Source organism: Microcoleus sp. AS-A8, assembly GCA_039962225.1.
In the GTDB taxonomy this organism is placed as follows: domain Bacteria; phylum Cyanobacteriota; class Cyanobacteriia; order Cyanobacteriales; family Coleofasciculaceae; genus Allocoleopsis.
In genome coordinates this window covers 268753-283870 of record JAMPKV010000007.1, presented here as the reverse complement: position 1 = coordinate 283870, position 15118 = coordinate 268753, and the positions used below count along the sequence as shown (strand labels likewise).

General features: G+C 45.8%; 21 protein-coding genes and 1 tRNA gene. 6 read left to right on the top strand and 16 right to left on the bottom strand.

Features of this window, described 5'->3' with window-relative positions; translation table 11 throughout:
• The first annotated feature begins 208 nt into the window (after nt 1-208).
• From murC to NDI48_13690, 3 genes are all read left to right on the top strand, one after another.
• Nucleotides 209-1801 carry a UDP-N-acetylmuramate--L-alanine ligase gene (gene murC / locus NDI48_13700; protein ID MEP0832226.1) on the top strand — a complete coding sequence of 531 codons (1593 nt, stop codon included), beginning with the start codon at nt 209-211 and terminating at the stop codon, nt 1799-1801.
• Between the two features lie 182 nt (nt 1802-1983).
• Nucleotides 1984-2961 carry a UDP-N-acetylmuramate dehydrogenase gene (gene murB / locus NDI48_13695; protein ID MEP0832225.1) on the top strand — a complete coding sequence of 326 codons (978 nt, stop codon included), beginning with the start codon at nt 1984-1986 and terminating at the stop codon, nt 2959-2961.
• Nucleotides 2962-3081: 120 nt separating this feature from the next.
• Nucleotides 3082-3426: a YbaB/EbfC family nucleoid-associated protein gene (locus NDI48_13690; GenBank protein MEP0832224.1), complete on the top strand. Its 345-nt coding sequence runs from the start codon at nt 3082-3084 to the stop codon at nt 3424-3426.
• A gap of 124 nt (nt 3427-3550) precedes the next feature.
• On the opposite strand, the gene NDI48_13685 is transcribed toward NDI48_13690, so the two are convergent.
• Nucleotides 3551-4945 (bottom strand): SGNH/GDSL hydrolase family protein, encoded by a 1395-nt coding sequence (locus NDI48_13685; GenBank protein MEP0832223.1) that lies wholly within the window; start codon nt 4943-4945, stop codon nt 3551-3553.
• 298 nt (nt 4946-5243) lie between these two features.
• On the opposite strand from NDI48_13685, the gene NDI48_13680 reads away from it, so the two are divergent.
• Nucleotides 5244-5729 carry a low molecular weight phosphotyrosine protein phosphatase gene (locus tag NDI48_13680; GenBank protein ID MEP0832222.1) on the top strand — a complete coding sequence of 162 codons (486 nt, stop codon included), beginning with the start codon at nt 5244-5246 and terminating at the stop codon, nt 5727-5729.
• A 48-nt stretch (nt 5730-5777) separates the two neighbouring features.
• Here the strand turns inward: NDI48_13680 and NDI48_13675 are convergent, their stop codons facing one another.
• The 14 genes from NDI48_13675 to NDI48_13610 form a co-directional block, all read right to left on the bottom strand.
• On the bottom strand, nt 5778-6182 hold the full coding sequence (locus tag NDI48_13675) for a hypothetical protein (protein ID MEP0832221.1): 405 nt from the start codon (nt 6180-6182) through the stop codon (nt 5778-5780).
• 214 nt (nt 6183-6396) lie between these two features.
• Nucleotides 6397-7401: a GNAT family N-acetyltransferase gene (locus tag NDI48_13670; protein MEP0832220.1), complete on the bottom strand. Its 1005-nt coding sequence runs from the start codon at nt 7399-7401 to the stop codon at nt 6397-6399.
• Nucleotides 7402-7526: 125 nt separating this feature from the next.
• Entirely contained in the window at nt 7527-7787 is a 261-nt protein-coding gene (locus NDI48_13665) for a hypothetical protein (GenBank protein ID MEP0832219.1), read from the bottom strand.
• A 224-nt stretch (nt 7788-8011) separates the two neighbouring features.
• Entirely contained in the window at nt 8012-8539 is a 528-nt protein-coding gene (locus NDI48_13660) for a dihydrofolate reductase family protein (GenBank protein MEP0832218.1), read from the bottom strand.
• Between the two features lie 147 nt (nt 8540-8686).
• Nucleotides 8687-9304, bottom strand: coding sequence for a cation transporter (locus NDI48_13655; protein ID MEP0832217.1), 618 nt, complete (start codon nt 9302-9304; stop codon nt 8687-8689).
• Nucleotides 9305-9469: 165 nt separating this feature from the next.
• A complete protein-coding gene (locus tag NDI48_13650) occupies nt 9470-10009 on the bottom strand; it encodes a GNAT family N-acetyltransferase (GenBank protein MEP0832216.1) in 540 nt (179 codons plus the stop codon).
• A 263-nt stretch (nt 10010-10272) separates the two neighbouring features.
• Complete coding sequence (locus tag NDI48_13645; GenBank protein ID MEP0832215.1) at nt 10273-10542, bottom strand: hypothetical protein; 270 nt, start codon at nt 10540-10542, stop codon at nt 10273-10275.
• Nucleotides 10490-10831, bottom strand: a complete 342-nt coding sequence (locus NDI48_13640) for a hypothetical protein (protein MEP0832214.1) — start codon at nt 10829-10831, stop codon at nt 10490-10492. Before NDI48_13640 ends, NDI48_13645 begins: the two co-directional genes overlap by 53 nt.
• Nucleotides 10832-11055: 224 nt before the next feature.
• Complete coding sequence (locus NDI48_13635) at nt 11056-11265, bottom strand: type II toxin-antitoxin system HicA family toxin (protein ID MEP0832213.1); 210 nt, start codon at nt 11263-11265, stop codon at nt 11056-11058.
• Entirely contained in the window at nt 11262-11462 is a 201-nt protein-coding gene (locus NDI48_13630) for a type II toxin-antitoxin system HicB family antitoxin (GenBank protein ID MEP0832212.1), read from the bottom strand. Before NDI48_13630 ends, NDI48_13635 begins: the two co-directional genes overlap by 4 nt.
• Before the next feature lie 267 nt (nt 11463-11729).
• Nucleotides 11730-12122 carry a type II toxin-antitoxin system death-on-curing family toxin gene (locus tag NDI48_13625; GenBank protein MEP0832211.1) on the bottom strand — a complete coding sequence of 131 codons (393 nt, stop codon included), beginning with the start codon at nt 12120-12122 and terminating at the stop codon, nt 11730-11732.
• Nucleotides 12119-12316 carry a ribbon-helix-helix protein, CopG family gene (locus NDI48_13620; protein ID MEP0832210.1) on the bottom strand — a complete coding sequence of 66 codons (198 nt, stop codon included), beginning with the start codon at nt 12314-12316 and terminating at the stop codon, nt 12119-12121. Before NDI48_13620 ends, NDI48_13625 begins: the two co-directional genes overlap by 4 nt.
• Before the next feature lie 262 nt (nt 12317-12578).
• A complete protein-coding gene (locus NDI48_13615) occupies nt 12579-13298 on the bottom strand; it encodes a Cthe_2314 family HEPN domain-containing protein (protein ID MEP0832209.1) in 720 nt (239 codons plus the stop codon).
• 82 nt (nt 13299-13380) lie between these two features.
• Nucleotides 13381-14208 (bottom strand): hypothetical protein, encoded by an 828-nt coding sequence (locus NDI48_13610; GenBank protein MEP0832208.1) that lies wholly within the window; start codon nt 14206-14208, stop codon nt 13381-13383.
• 213 nt (nt 14209-14421) lie between these two features.
• Between NDI48_13610 and NDI48_13605 the strand changes: the two genes are divergently transcribed.
• Complete coding sequence (locus tag NDI48_13605; protein MEP0832207.1) at nt 14422-14586, top strand: ribbon-helix-helix domain-containing protein; 165 nt, start codon at nt 14422-14424, stop codon at nt 14584-14586.
• Nucleotides 14587-14664: 78 nt separating this feature from the next.
• Complete coding sequence (locus NDI48_13600) at nt 14665-14895, top strand: hypothetical protein (protein ID MEP0832206.1); 231 nt, start codon at nt 14665-14667, stop codon at nt 14893-14895.
• 19 nt (nt 14896-14914) lie between these two features.
• Here NDI48_13600 and NDI48_13595 read toward each other — a convergent pair.
• A tRNA-Lys gene (locus NDI48_13595) sits at nt 14915-14986 on the bottom strand.
• Nucleotides 14987-15118 lie beyond the last annotated feature (132 nt).

Sequence of the window (15118 nt, the reverse complement as noted above, 5' to 3'; positions counted from 1 at the left end):
AGGATTTAGCCTATATGTTTAATAATAAAAACCGTCTAGGGATAGAAAAATCCAACTGACCAATAACACAATCTATCATAAGTAGACCTATAGCGAGAAACTTCAGATAAATCTCTTGTTCGCTATATCTTGAAAAATCAATTCTTGATATGATAGCGCGTGTTATTGGCACAGTAGGCTTGTGTGGTGTGGTGTGTAAGGAGTCAAGATGCCGAATAATGTTGATTTTAGCGGGAAGCCATTTCATTTCATCGGGATTGGTGGAATTGGCATGTCAGCCCTTGCCTACGTTCTAGCAAAGCGTCAACTCCCTGTATCTGGGTCAGACCTTCGTTCGACGCATATTACTCGACGTTTGCAAGCGGTCGGTGCTCATCTTTTTAGAAAGCAAGATGCGACTAACTTGGAATTTTTCCGAACAGGAAGCGAGTCCATCTATGAAGCATTCCCGACCGCGATTGGTATGAGTACGAATGCGGGAATCTCGTGTGAACCCTCAAAATCGAACTCGCTCCTACCGACGGAAAAAGTTCCCTTAGACTTGCCTCAAGTCATTTGTTCAACCGCGATTAATCCATTTAATTCTGAGTATCAGGCGGCTTTAGAACGAGGCTATCCTATTTTTCATCGCTCGGACTTACTGGCTGCTTTGATTCAAGATTACCAAAGCATTGCAGTTGCAGGAACTCATGGCAAAACAACAACGAGTAGTTTGATTGGTTATCTCCTAATGCAAGCGGGTCTTGATCCCACGATTGTCGTAGGGGGTGAGGTCGATGCATGGGAGGGTAATGCGCGCTTAGGGGAGAGTCCTTATCTTGTTGCCGAAGCGGATGAGTCGGATGGGTCTTTAGCCAAGCTTTCTCCGAAGATTGGTGTCATTACTAATATTGAGTTGGATCATCCAGACCACTATGAGTCACTCGAAGAGGTGATTAGCATCTTCGAGACGTTTGCTCAACACTGCCAAACGTTAATCGGGTGTATTGATTGTGAGACGGTGAGATCGCGTCTCAAACTTACCAAAAGTTATAGCCTGCGGAGAGATGTTGGTGCTGACTACAGCGTTGATAATGTGAGATATCAACCGTTTGGGACTACAGCCTGTGTGTGGGAAGGCGATCAGGTTTTGGGTGAGTTACATCTGAAGCTGCTGGGTAAACACAATCTCAGCAACGCCTTAGCCGCCGTAGCCGTAGGGCGATATCTGGGTTTAGAGTTTAACGTGATCGAGTCGGCGATCGCTACCTTTGAAGGAGCGAAGCGCCGCTTTGAGTTGCGGGGTAAGTGCAATGGCATCTCGTTTGTCGATGACTATGCCCATCACCCTAGTGAAATCGAGGCAACACTCGCAGCCGCCCGCTTGCGGGGAGGCGAAACTCTAGGACTACCGTCCGAGCAACAACGCATTGTGGCAATTTTTCAGCCCCACCGCTACAGCCGCACCTTGACATTCTTGTCAGAATTTGCTAAAGCATTCGACAATGCTGACATTGTGGTGATTACCGATATTTATAGTGCTGGCGAACCCAACTTAGGACAAATAACAGGCCAACGGGTTCGAGATGAGATCTGTGCTGCCTCGCAGAATTCAGCGAACGGGGCTTGTCACGAGAGTAAGAGGGTGTATTACCAACCCACTCTAGAGTCTGTCACCGAATTTCTCACACAAACCCTCCAACCTGGAGACCTTGCCCTGTTTTTGGGAGCGGGCAATCTCAATCAAATTATTCCCCAGGTGATGGAATTTTATCAAAAGGCTGACAGCGATAGCTCCAAAGAGTTGAGCCAGAAAGCCTGAGTTTGATGGAGGCACTCTCGGCATGGGGGGCTCGGACTGGGAAGCTGAACCCCAAATCCCGCTCCTAACCCCCAATCGCAAAACCCAAGCGCATAATTCACACTCAATTAAACCCAGAACCATACGGTTGGCCCCAACTCCATTGCCCAAGACCCATTGGCATTCTTTTCACGCATATTAATATGACTCTGTCCCACGATCCCCCCCGTGTTAATAGCACACTCACCCAAAAGAAAATACTTTATAACGAGTCGCTGCTTTACCTGCCCGGAACCGATTGCCCGCTCCGAGCTCAAGCCTCTTTAGCTAGCTTGACCTCATTTCGAGTCGGAGGTCCAGCCGAGTGGTACGTTGCTCCCCAACGCCTAGAAGATCTGCAAGCGAGCTTTGAGTGGGGGCACTCTCAAGGATTGCCCCTAACGCTATTGGGGGCGGGTTCCAATTTATTAATTAGCGATCGCGGCTTGCCCGGTTTAGTGATCTGTACTCGCCATTTACGCCGCACCCAGTTCGACGAGGAAACAGGGACAGTCACAGCCGGTGCTGGTGAACCCATTGCTCGTCTGGCATGGCAAGCCGCAGAACGCGGTTGGGAAGGGCTAGAGTGGGCGGTGGGCATTCCTGGTACCGTCGGTGGTGCAGTCGTCATGAATGCAGGAGCGCACAAAAACTGCACAGCAGATATATTGGTCAATGCCCAAACTCTTTCACCGACAGGAGTCATAGAGGAGCTAACCCCTCAAGACTTGGGCTTTCAGTACCGTACCTCTAGCTTACAATGCGGCGATCGCTTAGTCGTTGAGGCAACCTTTCAGTTAAAACCGGGCGCTGATCCAGTTCAAGTTCGAGCCGCAACCTCTCAACATTTAGAGCAACGACGACGCTCTCAGCCTTATCACTTACCCAGTTGTGGAAGCGTCTTTCGCAATCCCGATACTCGTCCGGCGGCTTGGTTAATTGAACAACTCGGCCTAAAAGGCTACACCATTGGTGGTGCTCAAGTCGCGGAGCGCCATGCCAACTTTATCCTCAATTGTGGCGGTGCCCAAGCCAGCGATATCTTCCAAATCATTCGTCATATTCAACAACAAGTAGAACAGCATTGGTCACTCTGGTTAGAGCCAGAGGTGAAAATATTAGGCGAGTTTCAACCCGTCTAAAGCTGTTACAGAGACACGAGTAGTACTAAGATTAAGACTACTGTAGGCAGCTTTAGCTGCTGAGTTGTCTTTCCTCCCACCCCTGGAAGGAGTGGGTTCCCAGACTTCCCGGAGATTTTTATGACAAAAGGACAAGGATTTGGCTTCGGTTTAGGCAAGATGAAAGAGCTTGCCGAGGCATTCAAAAAAGCCCAAGAGGTTCAACAAGGTGCCAAACAGCTTCAGGAAGAATTGGAGCAGATGGAGATTGAGGGTTCCTCAGACGATGGTACTGTCAAGGTTGTTCTTAGCGGTAACCAAGAGCCGATACGAGTAACCATTTCTCCCGATGCTATGGGTCAGGGCGCAGAAGCACTTTCTGAACTCGTGACAATAGCCATGAGAGATGCCTACGATAAGTCCACCGCGACGATGCGCGAACGCATGGAAGAACTCACCAGTGGGCTAAATCTTCCCGGAATGTAATTGCTTGCAAGCAGTAGGGGCTGGGAAAGTATGAAGTGTGAAGTATGAAGTGTGAAGGGTATTAGCGCCGCGCTGGAGTTCATATGAGGACATCGCCTCGTATAAAATTTCCCTTCTTCATCCTTCATCCTTCGTTATCATTCCCAATCCCCCTTTTTTTGGGGGGAGCCACTTGTAGCTTGGGTACAGTTGCGATCGCCTGATACAATTGCTCTGCTAGCAGGGCGTTCCCTTCCTCGGTCAAGTGAATGGCGTCATAAAACGCTCGACTGGGAAAGTTTTCGTAAAGATTGTAAAAGTATAGAGTTTTCACATTTTTGGGAAACGCCTCCTGTAGTTTTTGTGTGACTTTCTCCAACTGGGCGTACCCTGTTTGTACCCGTTGTTTGTAAATAGCTCCCAATTCCTTTAAAAGCTTTTGCTCATCGCGCGAAAGCTGACGCGTACCGCGACCTGTAATTTCTGGCTGAACAGCAATCAATAAAGGAATGTTTGCCCCTGTCGTCAGCTTGACCATTTGCTTGTGGAAGTTGTGGTATCGTGCCACACGACGCTGTAGTTCAGTCGGGTCAGGAGCAAGATGTTGTTCTAAGGGCGCGGTCTTTTCCGTGACCACCAAACTGAGCTGACTGACTGATGGCTGCGGACGCAATAGCCAGTACTGTATAGCTTTCACTAAATAAGTATCGGTAATCCAATCGGTCAATTTCCCAGTGAGGTAAGCCCATAAGTGTCTTGGTGCGTTGTTCAAGAAGCCGTCGATTTCGGGAATATCCGTTTGAGCTTTATGACTGGGCAGCATCAGGTCGGTATATCCATCCAAAACAATCACAGCATCTGGAGTGTAGGGCAAAATTTGCAGGGCTAGCTGAGCCAGTTGATTTCCAGAGGCATAGCCTGGTACAGCCGCATTAATTACTCGATACTGACCCTCTCGAAGTTTCGGTGGCAAAGTCAGTGCTTTTTCTAGTTCCGGTTTATAGACTGGCAACGGTATCGGTCGGTACTTTTGGGGAGAACTCCTCTGCTGCGCCACCCGTTCGTTCAGACGGACTTCCAGCTTCTTTGCTATGGTCGCGGTTGCTTGGTTACTGGCACTCCATTGACCGAAAGCGGTAGAGCCACCTAAAAGAAAAATTCTGATTTCTTCTTTGGCTTTTTCTAAGGGAACTGGGTTGTCGTCGCGGAAACCCTGCTCATTAATCTGCCAGAAACTATTCTTTTGGTTGCCGACTAATTTGTAGCCTCCAGCTAGACTGGGTTGGGCGGCAAGGCGTCCACGGTCGGGTAAACCGTCGTAGGGCTTTTTTTCTTGACTCAGGAACTGGAGACAGTAAGCGGTGACATTAGCTGGTTGACCTTCATAAGCTGCTAATTCAGCGCTTTTACCCGTAACACCAACGAAAAGCCGTACCGACAATTCCAGGAGAATCAAAGCTAGAGGGATAGCTACGAGGATGAGTGGGAGTGGCAATGAACGACGGGGCTTTCGATAAGAGCGGCGACGCGACTTGAACATTCAATACTTTCCTTAAATTACCCTGGAATCAGGCAGCATCCTTTGACATTTAGGGTAACCAATGGACTTTTGCCGGAAGGACAGTGCCAATGGTTGAGCTTGAGTTGAGCTATCCGGTTTCAAGAGGAGTAACGGCAGCATGGGGCAGTTTCGTTGCTAAACTTAACACTGGTACAGCGAGAAGCCTGCACGGAGTAGGACAGGAAGCGATAACTGTTCCCGACACAAACGTGCAAGATTCTCATTGTCTAACAATTGGTCGTTGTTCTGACGGCACAAGAAGCTAAGTATTATACCTATGTCCTGCAAACTCCTTTTTGTCTGCCTTGGTAATATCTGCCGTTCTCCATCCGCCGAGAACATTATGAATCACCTGATTGAACAAACAGGTCTCACTGACAGCATTATCTGTGATTCGGCTGGAACTGGCGGTTATCATATTGGTTCTCCCCCAGATCGACGCATGACAACAGCCGCTCTGCGTCGGGGGATAAAGCTCAAGGGACAAGCACGGCAGTTTCAAAAATCGGATTTTGAAACCTTCGACCTAATTTTAGCCATGGATCGGGAGAATTATCGAGATATTCTCTCCCTCGATCCAGTCGGAAAGTATCGGGATAAAGTACGACTGATGTGTGATTTTGCCAGCCATCACGGTGAGCGAGAAGTCCCTGATCCCTATTACGGTGGACCGGAGGGATTTGACAAAGTGATCGATTTGCTCCTAGATGCTTGTGAAGGTCTACTACAAGATATTGTTAAAACCTACAAGCTGACCCAATAAAGTATGTTAACGAAGCGGCACATAGTGCAGGGTAAAGTATACATGCCTCTAAGCTCGACGCTGAGAATTAACGGTTGAACAAGAAGCACCAGCGTCCCGCTGAATCAGAAGAGTTTCAGGTGAAACGGCAAGAGATTTGCCATTAGCCTGTACCTCTGTCCAACAATCACGCTCTGTTGAGCCACAGTCATCCATTAAATAGTATTTAGATGAACGCCTATTTTGGGGTGGAGGGATTTCCATCACTTTGGCATTGAGTGAGATTTGGTATCGTTCACACATCTGGAGACAGGCGATCGCGTGATCGAGCTGACTTTTCAATAGCAGCGTCTCCTCTCTCACTCGCTGAGTTGTGCTGGGATTCCTCATTTGCTCAACCAGTTCGTGTCTCCATTTGGTTAACTTCTCTAGGACTTGTGTAAATTTCACCTCTCTCCCTGCTTGAATCGACATACTGCTAAACCATGTACTTCTTAATTCAATTAACGATATAGGCAAAATTCAAATTTGGGCGAAACAAAAAAGACTGGAGTCAATTGCGACTCCAGTCTTTTTGCTGTAACAGGGAAATCAAAATGTTATACCAAGTTGCATTCAAACATATAACTCTCTCTTTCTCTTACCTCAGCGTCCTGGAGTGCCCTTTGTGGGACGCTGCGGCAAGCCGCTACGCGTCTACGTTAAATTCTACGTTAGACAGCAACTCGGTATTAGACACATCCTTGACATAGCTGATGTTAGTGTAAGCTTTTTGAAAACCCACGGATTCGTAAAGCCGAAGCGCACCAGTGGGGTTCTCGACATCAACACCAAGCTTGGCTATTTCTACACCAGCCGTTTGTAAACGCTGCATTCCAGCCAGCAACATTGCCCGTCCCAGTCCTCGATGACGAAAGCCTCGCCGTGTCCCCAGACAGATAATCCAACCTTCATGGCGTCCGTTCCGTTTGTTGTCTTCTGGATTGATATGACAGTGGCAGAAGGCTGCAAAGGTATCATCGGTTGCCGTCGCAATCAAGTCTAATTCGGGTTTGTAGTATGGGTTTTTCCATTCATGGCGCATTCGCTCGACAGTTAATTCATGATGATTCCAGTGGTCGATAAACGCCTGGTTGTACATCTCTACCCAAGCCTGAATATCCTGTTCTCCTTGCATCTCCCGCACTACAAAACCTTCTGGCAGTTGAGGTTCTGAGATAGGTAGTGAGAGCGATCGCTCCATTGTGAAGAAGTAGCGATCGGCTCTGAAACCGGAGCTTTCTAGTAGGGCAACGTGCTCAGATTGATCGGCGCGAGAGCGAGAGCGTAGCTTCATCAGCACACCACGCTCTTGCTGTATCTCGCGCATCCGTCCCTCGCCCCACGCAATGATCTGTTTCTCTAGATCCTTGCCCCGTGCCGTGGGGTGGACGCGAAACCCCAGAAAGCCATCAATGACTGTGTCTGCTGGAGGAATCCACAACCGACCTATTCCAATTATCTGATTTTCTGCATCTTTCCAAAGATAGATGTTACGGGCTTTGTCTACGGATGGGTCATCAAACGATTGTCGTAGTTCGGAGACAGATGTACCTGAATCCGTGCGATCTACTGCTTCACAAGCGTTTATGAGATGTGCGATCGCTTCTAAATCGGCTTCCCCGGCATAAGGGCGGATGGTTAGCGTAGTCATAAAATTTCGTAGGATGCGGCAGTTGCAGCAATTTAAGCTTTAGTTAACTACACTCATGCTACAAGTGATTACGGAAATCACACTTCATCCTGTTGGCTGACCCAATTGGGTGATCAGCTTTCGCTCTAATCTTTTATATAAGGTTGACAGATTGTCCATGCTTGGGTAATCCCATCCTTCGCATTCTTCAGGTCATCAGCGCATCGCTTCAATGAGGCTGCAAGCTTGACTCTGCCACGTTCGTTATCCTTTTTTGCATCCTGCTCAATCTTGACAGCAAGTAAGCCGAGAAATTCTGCAAGGACATCGTACTGAAGATTCCCTAGGTCTTCTGCCAATTCGGTGAGTGAACCGTTGAAGCGATCGACTTGCTTTGGGTGAATCATAGCTGGGCTGGAAGTTCAGAAAATAGTAGAGATTATACTTGGAGACACTACAGCGTTTTTCAGGTTGACGCATCCAAGTGGCGATCGCCAAGATAATTCTGCTTTTGCTATTGAATGTACATTCAGCAGCAGTAATGACGCTTGAACACAACACGAATGGCTTTGAGTGTTGGCTACAACAATTGTTAGATCGCGTGCCAATGGATAATCAATCAATCAAGGTATCACTTCTTCCTGTAACGAAGCCCGACTACACCAGAAGAGAAAGTGTTTGTCTCAATCAAATCGAGATTTTGTTCTGGTACTGATTGATACAGAGAGATACCTGCTCCTAAGATAATGGGAATGACTCCAATAATGTACTCGCTCACTAATCCCTTCTCCATGAATGAGGCTGCAACCTTTCCACCTCCGACCAACCAAACTCGTTTATAACCCTTCTTCTTGACATCCTCTACAACTTCTTCAACACCACCTTTCACAAAACGTACATCAGTGCGTGTCGTCGATAAATTTCGAGTGGTTAAAACATACGAAAATTTGCCTGGATAAGGCCAATCGCCAAAACTTAAAACCTGTTCATAGGTGGTAGCACCCATGACCAATGCTTCAATTGAATTGTAAAATTTAGTGTAGCCGTAATCTTCGCCACCCTCTTCAGGGACTGGTAACCAATCAATACTCCCATCTAATCTTGCAATGTATCCATCAAGGCTGGTTGCTATCTGAAGAATATAGTCTGTCACAATCATTTCTCGCTACGCGAACGGTTAGCCCACTCTCACTATTGTGAATCTTTGACATTTATTGCTGTTAAGGTGTGTCGTGTCAATCTAATTTTCTGGGATTGTTGATCGGTGGGCACCTCAACAAAGATTTGATTTTCATCTAACTTTTCATTACGAAAAAATTGATTGGGTTCTTTGTTTTCGTTCATTGTTCACAACTGATAAGGTTCGAGCTTCGCGTAAAATTTGAAAGCCACCACACGATACCAAAACAGCAATCATGAATCCAATCACAAAATCAGGATACCGAGAACCTGTCAACGCGACAATACCGCCAGAAACAATAACGCTTAAATTCGCAATCACGTCATTTTTGGAAAAGATCCACAAGGCTCTCATATTAACATCTCTTTGTCGATGCTTGGAGATCAGAAGCAAGCAGGTAACGTTAGCAATGAGTGCAAGAAGACCAATTCCTATGATTAAGCCACTGATGGGTTCACTACCCCAAATAAATCGACGCATTACATCCGCTAGTGCCGTCAACGCTAGCGCTATTTGCGTAATGCCACTGATGAAAGCCGCTTTAGTTTTAAGTGAAACACTGCGACCGATCGCGTACAAACTGATAGCGTAAACAGAAGCATCGGCAAACATATCGAGGGAATCAGCAATGAGTCCTATAGATTGTGCCAAGAACCCGAAGCCAAACTCGATAAAAAACATCAATCTGTTGATAGTAAGAACGGTGAGAAGGGTTTTCCGCTCCTGCTTGTTTCGCGCTTCCATCTTGCAACCGCAATCTGACATAAGATTTATGCCCCTCTGTATTTCTGCTAATGCCAACTTCAGCAGTTTAATACGATTATCAACATTTTGCTGATCACTACGTTTCTATTATTGTTTGTGCCAAATAACTCTTAACTTACCGCCTCCATTAGTAGCTTAAGTCGGTTAACTATTGATTGACTCCTCCGAGCGCGAGCGCTCAAAATAAATAAGTGGATGCCCATTAACGACTGCGTCACCGATTCGCCTCATGCGTAGCTTCTCAAGTACTCGCACAGATGCAACATTCGGTTCGTCTACATCCGCCCTCACCTTGGACAGAGCAAGATTTTCCAGTGCATAATTCAACACGGCACTGGTGGCTTCCGTGGCGTAACCACATCCCCAGCGATTAGGATGAATTCCGTAAATTAAACTGGGAGTCCCTTCTTGTGAAGGCAAGAAGCCAGCAAAACCGACGAGACTGTCATTGCCGCGCTCAAAAACTAGCCAGATTCCATACCCATGCTGTTCAAAGTTTGCAAGGCTGTCCTCAACGAAGGATTGTGCCTCGTCCAACGAAATTACTCGGTTGTCGAAGAGGAAATAGCGAATGCAGTCATTTATCCAGAGTATGTGGACAATTTGAACATCCTCTATCTGGCAAGAACGAAGCTGTAATCGTATTGTTTCGAGTACACAACTCATCAGTTCACAGTATTGCAAGGCTCAAGTTGATTGGCAGTTAAGTGCAAGGGGTTGTTAATCGGTTGTGATACCATTTCTCAGTAACAATACACTTAATTGATTACCCCCTGTAGTCCTCCTTAATAAGGGGGACGGCGATAGCCGGGGGTTCATAAAGTGCAACTTCATAGAGAATTGGTATGAGCTTCAACGGTTCACTTCTTTACCCAATAATGAAGCAATAAAACTACCGTCAGCAAGCTTGCGAGAGCGTTGCGCTGCTGCTTTCAGCAGATCGCACTCTACTGAAAGTCAGATGCACAGAGTCGCCCTTCAATTGGCTCATATTCATCTTCTAGCAGCCAATTCTGCGCTTCTTGGTAGGTTGAACTGCTAAATATCACCTTGTAACCTTCGGCAGGATCGTACACGCAACAGTGTCCTGCTTGGTTGCTCAGGAGTAGTAATACATATGGAGGTGACAACATTGGATCGATCCAGACTTCTGTAAAGTGCCAATTATCCCTCACTGGGTCGAGTGCGGGGGATGACGTGATATCGGTTTTCTGTATCAATTTTCACCTCTCCATAGAATAGTGGAGTTCGGGAACCATCATCAGGATTGATTCTGTAACCAATGGGTTCAGTAAAAAATAACCCGTAACGCTCATATCCTCTGATGATGCCTGTATATTCTCCTGTTTCTATAATGGCTTGGGCAATTCTATCCATTGTGGCATCATCGTTAAAAACGTGAGCTGATCGTCCTCGTCTCAATAACCTTTGCACTGGAGTTGTATCGGGTAGATGTTTGGCGATATGCCGGAGGTCGAGGATAATGTCACGGTCAATGCCGCTCATGGAATTTGATTGTCAAATCTCATGAGTATATCAAGCTTTGCGATCGCTCCCCTTGGAACGCTAACGGCTAAACTCTTGGGTGACAGATAACCCTGAAACCAAACCAACGCTTGAAGTCACATGGAAGGTAGGCGCGATCGCTGTTATTGGCATAGATGATGAGCAAAAGTAGATGTTGGATTTCCTTGTGTCAACTCAACCTACCGTGATGGATGATCGCGCTGTTAGTCTAGGTCTTCTTCAGTAAGCTCAGCATCCTTGAGAAGTCTTCTTAAAGTTCCAGTAGGCAGATCCCGATTACCATGAACAGGAATGGAGAGAATCGCCCTAATATCTTCATGAGCGTAGATATGATGGCTACCAGTGACTCGTTTTAGTTCCCAACCATATCGCTCAACAATCTTACAAAGAGCTTTACCGGAAACAGATTTCATACAGATAGCTCAATCAATTGTTTCTCAGGTTCAAGCTCTTCCTGTTGACTAGCAACTTCCAGCCAACCCTGAATAGCATCTTCTAGCATCTCCAACAGTTGCTCGTAGCTTTCTCCCCAAGTGTGACAGCCTGGTAGAGCAGGTACAGAACCACACCATACCCCATCTTCCTGCCAGATGACTGCCTTAATTTTCATAATCAAGCTCTCAGAGTACTGTGCCTAGATTTTAGCGTAGCTGTGCGATCAGCTTTGCTGGTGCCCCTTGGGCAATCGCCCATCACAATCTCAACCTAACTGCGATAGCGAAGCGCTGCTGCGAAGCGCAGATCGCATACTTGGAACGCTAAGGGCTAAACTCATCAGTAACAGATAACTCGAAACGAAGCCCAACGCTTAAAGTGAGATGGAAGGTAAGCGCGATCGCTCCAACTGATACATTACTGTAGTAGATAATAGTTAAAGCTACTGTTCGATGGCTGTGATATGTTGCTTCAACCACTCGACAAACGACTCACGCCCTGAATTACCAGATGCTAACGCGAGGATAACCTGTTCTTGCTCATCGACAGAAGCGCTAATCTCCATTCCATTCAAGACCAGGAACGTTTCCATTGCCGCATGACCTGTGCGCTTATTGCCATCCACAAACGGATGATTCATCACTATCGAGAAACCTACAGCAGCAGCCATATCAACAAGCGTTGGATACAAATCTTCTCCGCCAAATGTCATGCGAGGTTGAGCTAGAGCAGATTCCAATGCACCCAAGTCACGCACACCCAAAGCACCTCCTGACTGCTCGATAATCTGACGGTGCAGATTAAGCACTTCGACTAGCGTCAGGTAACGTATCATGCCAAGCGTCGATATAACTCAGCATTTTTCTTCAACACATAGTTTGACGCTTGGACAAATTCGCTCTTTGGATAACTGAGCCAATCCTCAATGCTTGCACGTAGCAAGTCTTCAAGAGAGATTCCGTTTTCCTGTGCTAATTGTTGCAACTTCTGTAATTGAGCGTCTGGAATGTTAATGGTGATGGAAGCCACAGCTAATCCTCTTTGGGAGTCCACAAAGTCTAGCACTTGTATCTATCTACTAACACAGCTCTTTTTTGTGAGTATAAATTCTTATATAACATCTTCAAGCATAGCGATCGCATCCTTGGAACGCTAACAGCTAAACTCATCGGTGACATATAACTCGAAACGAAACCCAACGCTTGAAGTGAGATGGAAGGTAAACGCGATCGCAAAGATCTATCGATATAGATAATGTTATCCGCTTGCACAGCTATGGCTGTGCAAAACTCTATTTATCATCTCTCTTGAGATAATTCAGGATATCGGCAAATACATAAAGCACATCGATAACATTTTGTTTAATAGTTGCCGATGGTACATATTCTCCGATCCCTAAAGCAGGTGCATCCTGAAATTTTGTAATGCTTCCACCTATGCTACTTGGTAAGAAGTTATGTGTAATATCGTTTCTCAGTTCATTCGCTTGCTTGAAAGCAGACTTGTCTTTCAATCGCTTTAGCTCGTTATGAATATCCGGACGCATCTTTTCTAGTTTTTTCATAACCTTACCTAAATCTGGTTTCTTTATCCCTAGGTTATGCCTGATATTGAGAATCTGCCCTATAGTATCCAGTGCCGAAAACAGTTTGTAATAGAACGTGTCCACATAGTAATCAAACCAACTCTTTATTTGAAAGTGATATTGGGTGAAATGTGGAAAATATTGAACGGACTCACCATTCCGTCCTGGCGAAATAAACCATTCCTTGTCTGGAATACCTTTTTCAAAGTAGAAGCACAACATTACATAACTCATGTGAACGTCATACAATCGATTTTTTAGATGTTTTGTCCATTCCTCCAGTTCTGTCTTCGTAAATAGTAGGTTGAAATCGTTACTTGCAGCTCCGTATTGACCGAAACTATCGTTTGGAATATTGAGTTCCTTAAACGGAAAAGTGCGAGATATACGCTGCCAATCATCCTCAGATGGAAACTCGAAAATCATAGAACACTTCTCGTAGCAAGGCTACGTCCAATATTTTTTATCCATAAAAACCAATATTGTAACTATGTCCAGCTAGCTGAACTCATAAATTTACCTTCAGCTTATCAAGGCACTGCTGACCAATTGTGCGAATTGTTTCAAACATAAACATTTCAGCAGTGCAGTAATCGCTCAGAAGCATTTTGACGTTTGCACGTCCATGTGCAATCGCGTTACGTTTCTCATAAAGTTCATTTCTATACTTGTTGACAGCGGATTTCTTTAATCCATTAAATTCTTCTGGTGTAGTTTCAATCTCATAAACTCCCTTGAAAATTTTCTTTCGCTCTACATTATTCTCAGCGGATTTCTTAATCCACGTCCAAATCGTTGGTCTTGAGTAAGCACCAGATTCGTCAGGTTCTTCTGTTAAAACTTCAGGAGTTACCGCAACCACATCACACTCATCGACTAGCTCATCTTTTCCAGCAGGTCTGTAGTACAGAAGGGATTTGAGAACATCTAACTCAAACTGCTCGGATGCTCCCAATAATCGAACAAAAGCGGAAGTAATGACAAAGTTGGGTAAACTGTGCCAGCTTACGCCACTGCGATGAACTCCAAAATCGAAACCGCCATGTTGTATGTGGCGCATCTCGTTGCTAACAGCTCGTGCATATGGATAACGTTCCTCAAGAAATTTCTCCATTGATATAAGGAGATTGACTTCTTCCTCTCCAGTTTCTTGGTCTGTCTCAAAATCCCTATAAGTTATGATTACAGGTGTGACACCTTGATCCCTGATCCATTGAGCAAATTCTTCAAGATCTAATTTTTTGTTTTTTTGGATAGCCCCGTGTTCAATTGTGAAAGCAACAGATTCACGAAGTGCTTCTATTTGCCGAAGTGCAGCCCAAATGGCAACTCCCATAATTTCCTTCTATGACTGCGGAACTGACTATTTATTCAAATGTGCAGAGCGATATAACACGCTTATCTGTAATGTTATCGTGTACTTCTGAAGCCTAAATGTCTTTACTACCCTACTCCGACCACTGAAGCGGTACTGCCAAAGACTATAGCTACCCTTTATCGGTACTCGGAAAGGGGATAAGCTGGTTTCATCTAAACATGACTCCTCGAAATGACTGATAAAGAAGAGACGGCTGTGATTAAAGTCACAGTTCCTAAACGTTTGCAGGAAAAATTGAAAAATATCTCCCAACAGACTGGAATCCCCATGTCCACTCTGCTAGTTATGGCAGCCGTAAAGGAATACAATCTCGTAGACGAACAACAAAGCAAGTAACCATCAGTATACAGTAAGTACCCTTTGAGGGTACGCCATGGTATTCTTCAGGAAATAAACAACCCTGGAGGTTTACTCATGACTCAAGATGACCTGATGGAACTGATTGATGAACTTGGTCTAGTATCAGTCGTTAGCTTGCTGGCTACTTGCTGCCGGGATAAAGCTGAACTTTATCTGAGGCAGAGAGGGCGAGGCTCAAATCAATACGCTGCTTGGAATAGCAATGCTTTCTTGCTCAGACAAATGATGACCAAACTCCAGCCCACGGGCAATTATGACCCTGACGCCAACCCCACAAGTGACTGACAACGAATGGGTAAATTAGTGGGGATGGTGGGACTCGAACCCACACCCAATCGGTTAAAAGCCGATTGCTCTGCCATCGAGCTACATCCCCATTCACGTGAACTCCTCAACCTGGATTTGATGCAGGAACCCTGCGGTTGACAGGAGAGAACTCTGGTGTTGAGCGATCGAGGAATGACCCCTTACCCAGGAGTTGAACCTGGCTACTTGTCCTTCGGAGGGA

What these genes read in the sequence shown, in the direction of transcription:
- NDI48_13665 (MEP0832219.1), bottom strand. Translation starts at nt 7,787, where the DNA reads ATGATTCACCCAAAGCAAGTCGATCGCTTCAACGGTTCACTCACCGAA.
- NDI48_13615 (MEP0832209.1), bottom strand. Translation starts at nt 13,298, where the DNA reads ATGATTTTCGAGTTTCCATCTGAGGATGATTGGCAGCGTATATCTCGC.
- NDI48_13660 (MEP0832218.1), bottom strand. Translation starts at nt 8,539, where the DNA reads ATGATTGTGACAGACTATATTCTTCAGATAGCAACCAGCCTTGATGGA.
- NDI48_13685 (MEP0832223.1), bottom strand. Translation starts at nt 4,945, where the DNA reads ATGTTCAAGTCGCGTCGCCGCTCTTATCGAAAGCCCCGTCGTTCATTG.
- murC (MEP0832226.1), top strand. Translation starts at nt 209, where the DNA reads ATGCCGAATAATGTTGATTTTAGCGGGAAGCCATTTCATTTCATCGGG.
- NDI48_13610 (MEP0832208.1), bottom strand. Translation starts at nt 14,208, where the DNA reads ATGGGAGTTGCCATTTGGGCTGCACTTCGGCAAATAGAAGCACTTCGT.
- NDI48_13600 (MEP0832206.1), top strand. Translation starts at nt 14,665, where the DNA reads ATGACTCAAGATGACCTGATGGAACTGATTGATGAACTTGGTCTAGTA.
- NDI48_13670 (MEP0832220.1), bottom strand. Translation starts at nt 7,401, where the DNA reads ATGACTACGCTAACCATCCGCCCTTATGCCGGGGAAGCCGATTTAGAA.
- NDI48_13630 (MEP0832212.1), bottom strand. Translation starts at nt 11,462, where the DNA reads ATGAAAATTAAGGCAGTCATCTGGCAGGAAGATGGGGTATGGTGTGGT.
- NDI48_13625 (MEP0832211.1), bottom strand. Translation starts at nt 12,122, where the DNA reads ATGATACGTTACCTGACGCTAGTCGAAGTGCTTAATCTGCACCGTCAG.
- NDI48_13635 (MEP0832213.1), bottom strand. Translation starts at nt 11,265, where the DNA reads ATGAAATCTGTTTCCGGTAAAGCTCTTTGTAAGATTGTTGAGCGATAT.
- murB (MEP0832225.1), top strand. Translation starts at nt 1,984, where the DNA reads ATGACTCTGTCCCACGATCCCCCCCGTGTTAATAGCACACTCACCCAA.
- NDI48_13655 (MEP0832217.1), bottom strand. Translation starts at nt 9,304, where the DNA reads ATGGAAGCGCGAAACAAGCAGGAGCGGAAAACCCTTCTCACCGTTCTT.
- NDI48_13690 (MEP0832224.1), top strand. Translation starts at nt 3,082, where the DNA reads ATGACAAAAGGACAAGGATTTGGCTTCGGTTTAGGCAAGATGAAAGAG.
- NDI48_13675 (MEP0832221.1), bottom strand. Translation starts at nt 6,182, where the DNA reads ATGTCGATTCAAGCAGGGAGAGAGGTGAAATTTACACAAGTCCTAGAG.
- NDI48_13605 (MEP0832207.1), top strand. Translation starts at nt 14,422, where the DNA reads ATGACTGATAAAGAAGAGACGGCTGTGATTAAAGTCACAGTTCCTAAA.
- NDI48_13680 (MEP0832222.1), top strand. Translation starts at nt 5,244, where the DNA reads ATGTCCTGCAAACTCCTTTTTGTCTGCCTTGGTAATATCTGCCGTTCT.
- NDI48_13640 (MEP0832214.1), bottom strand. Translation starts at nt 10,831, where the DNA reads ATGAGCGGCATTGACCGTGACATTATCCTCGACCTCCGGCATATCGCC.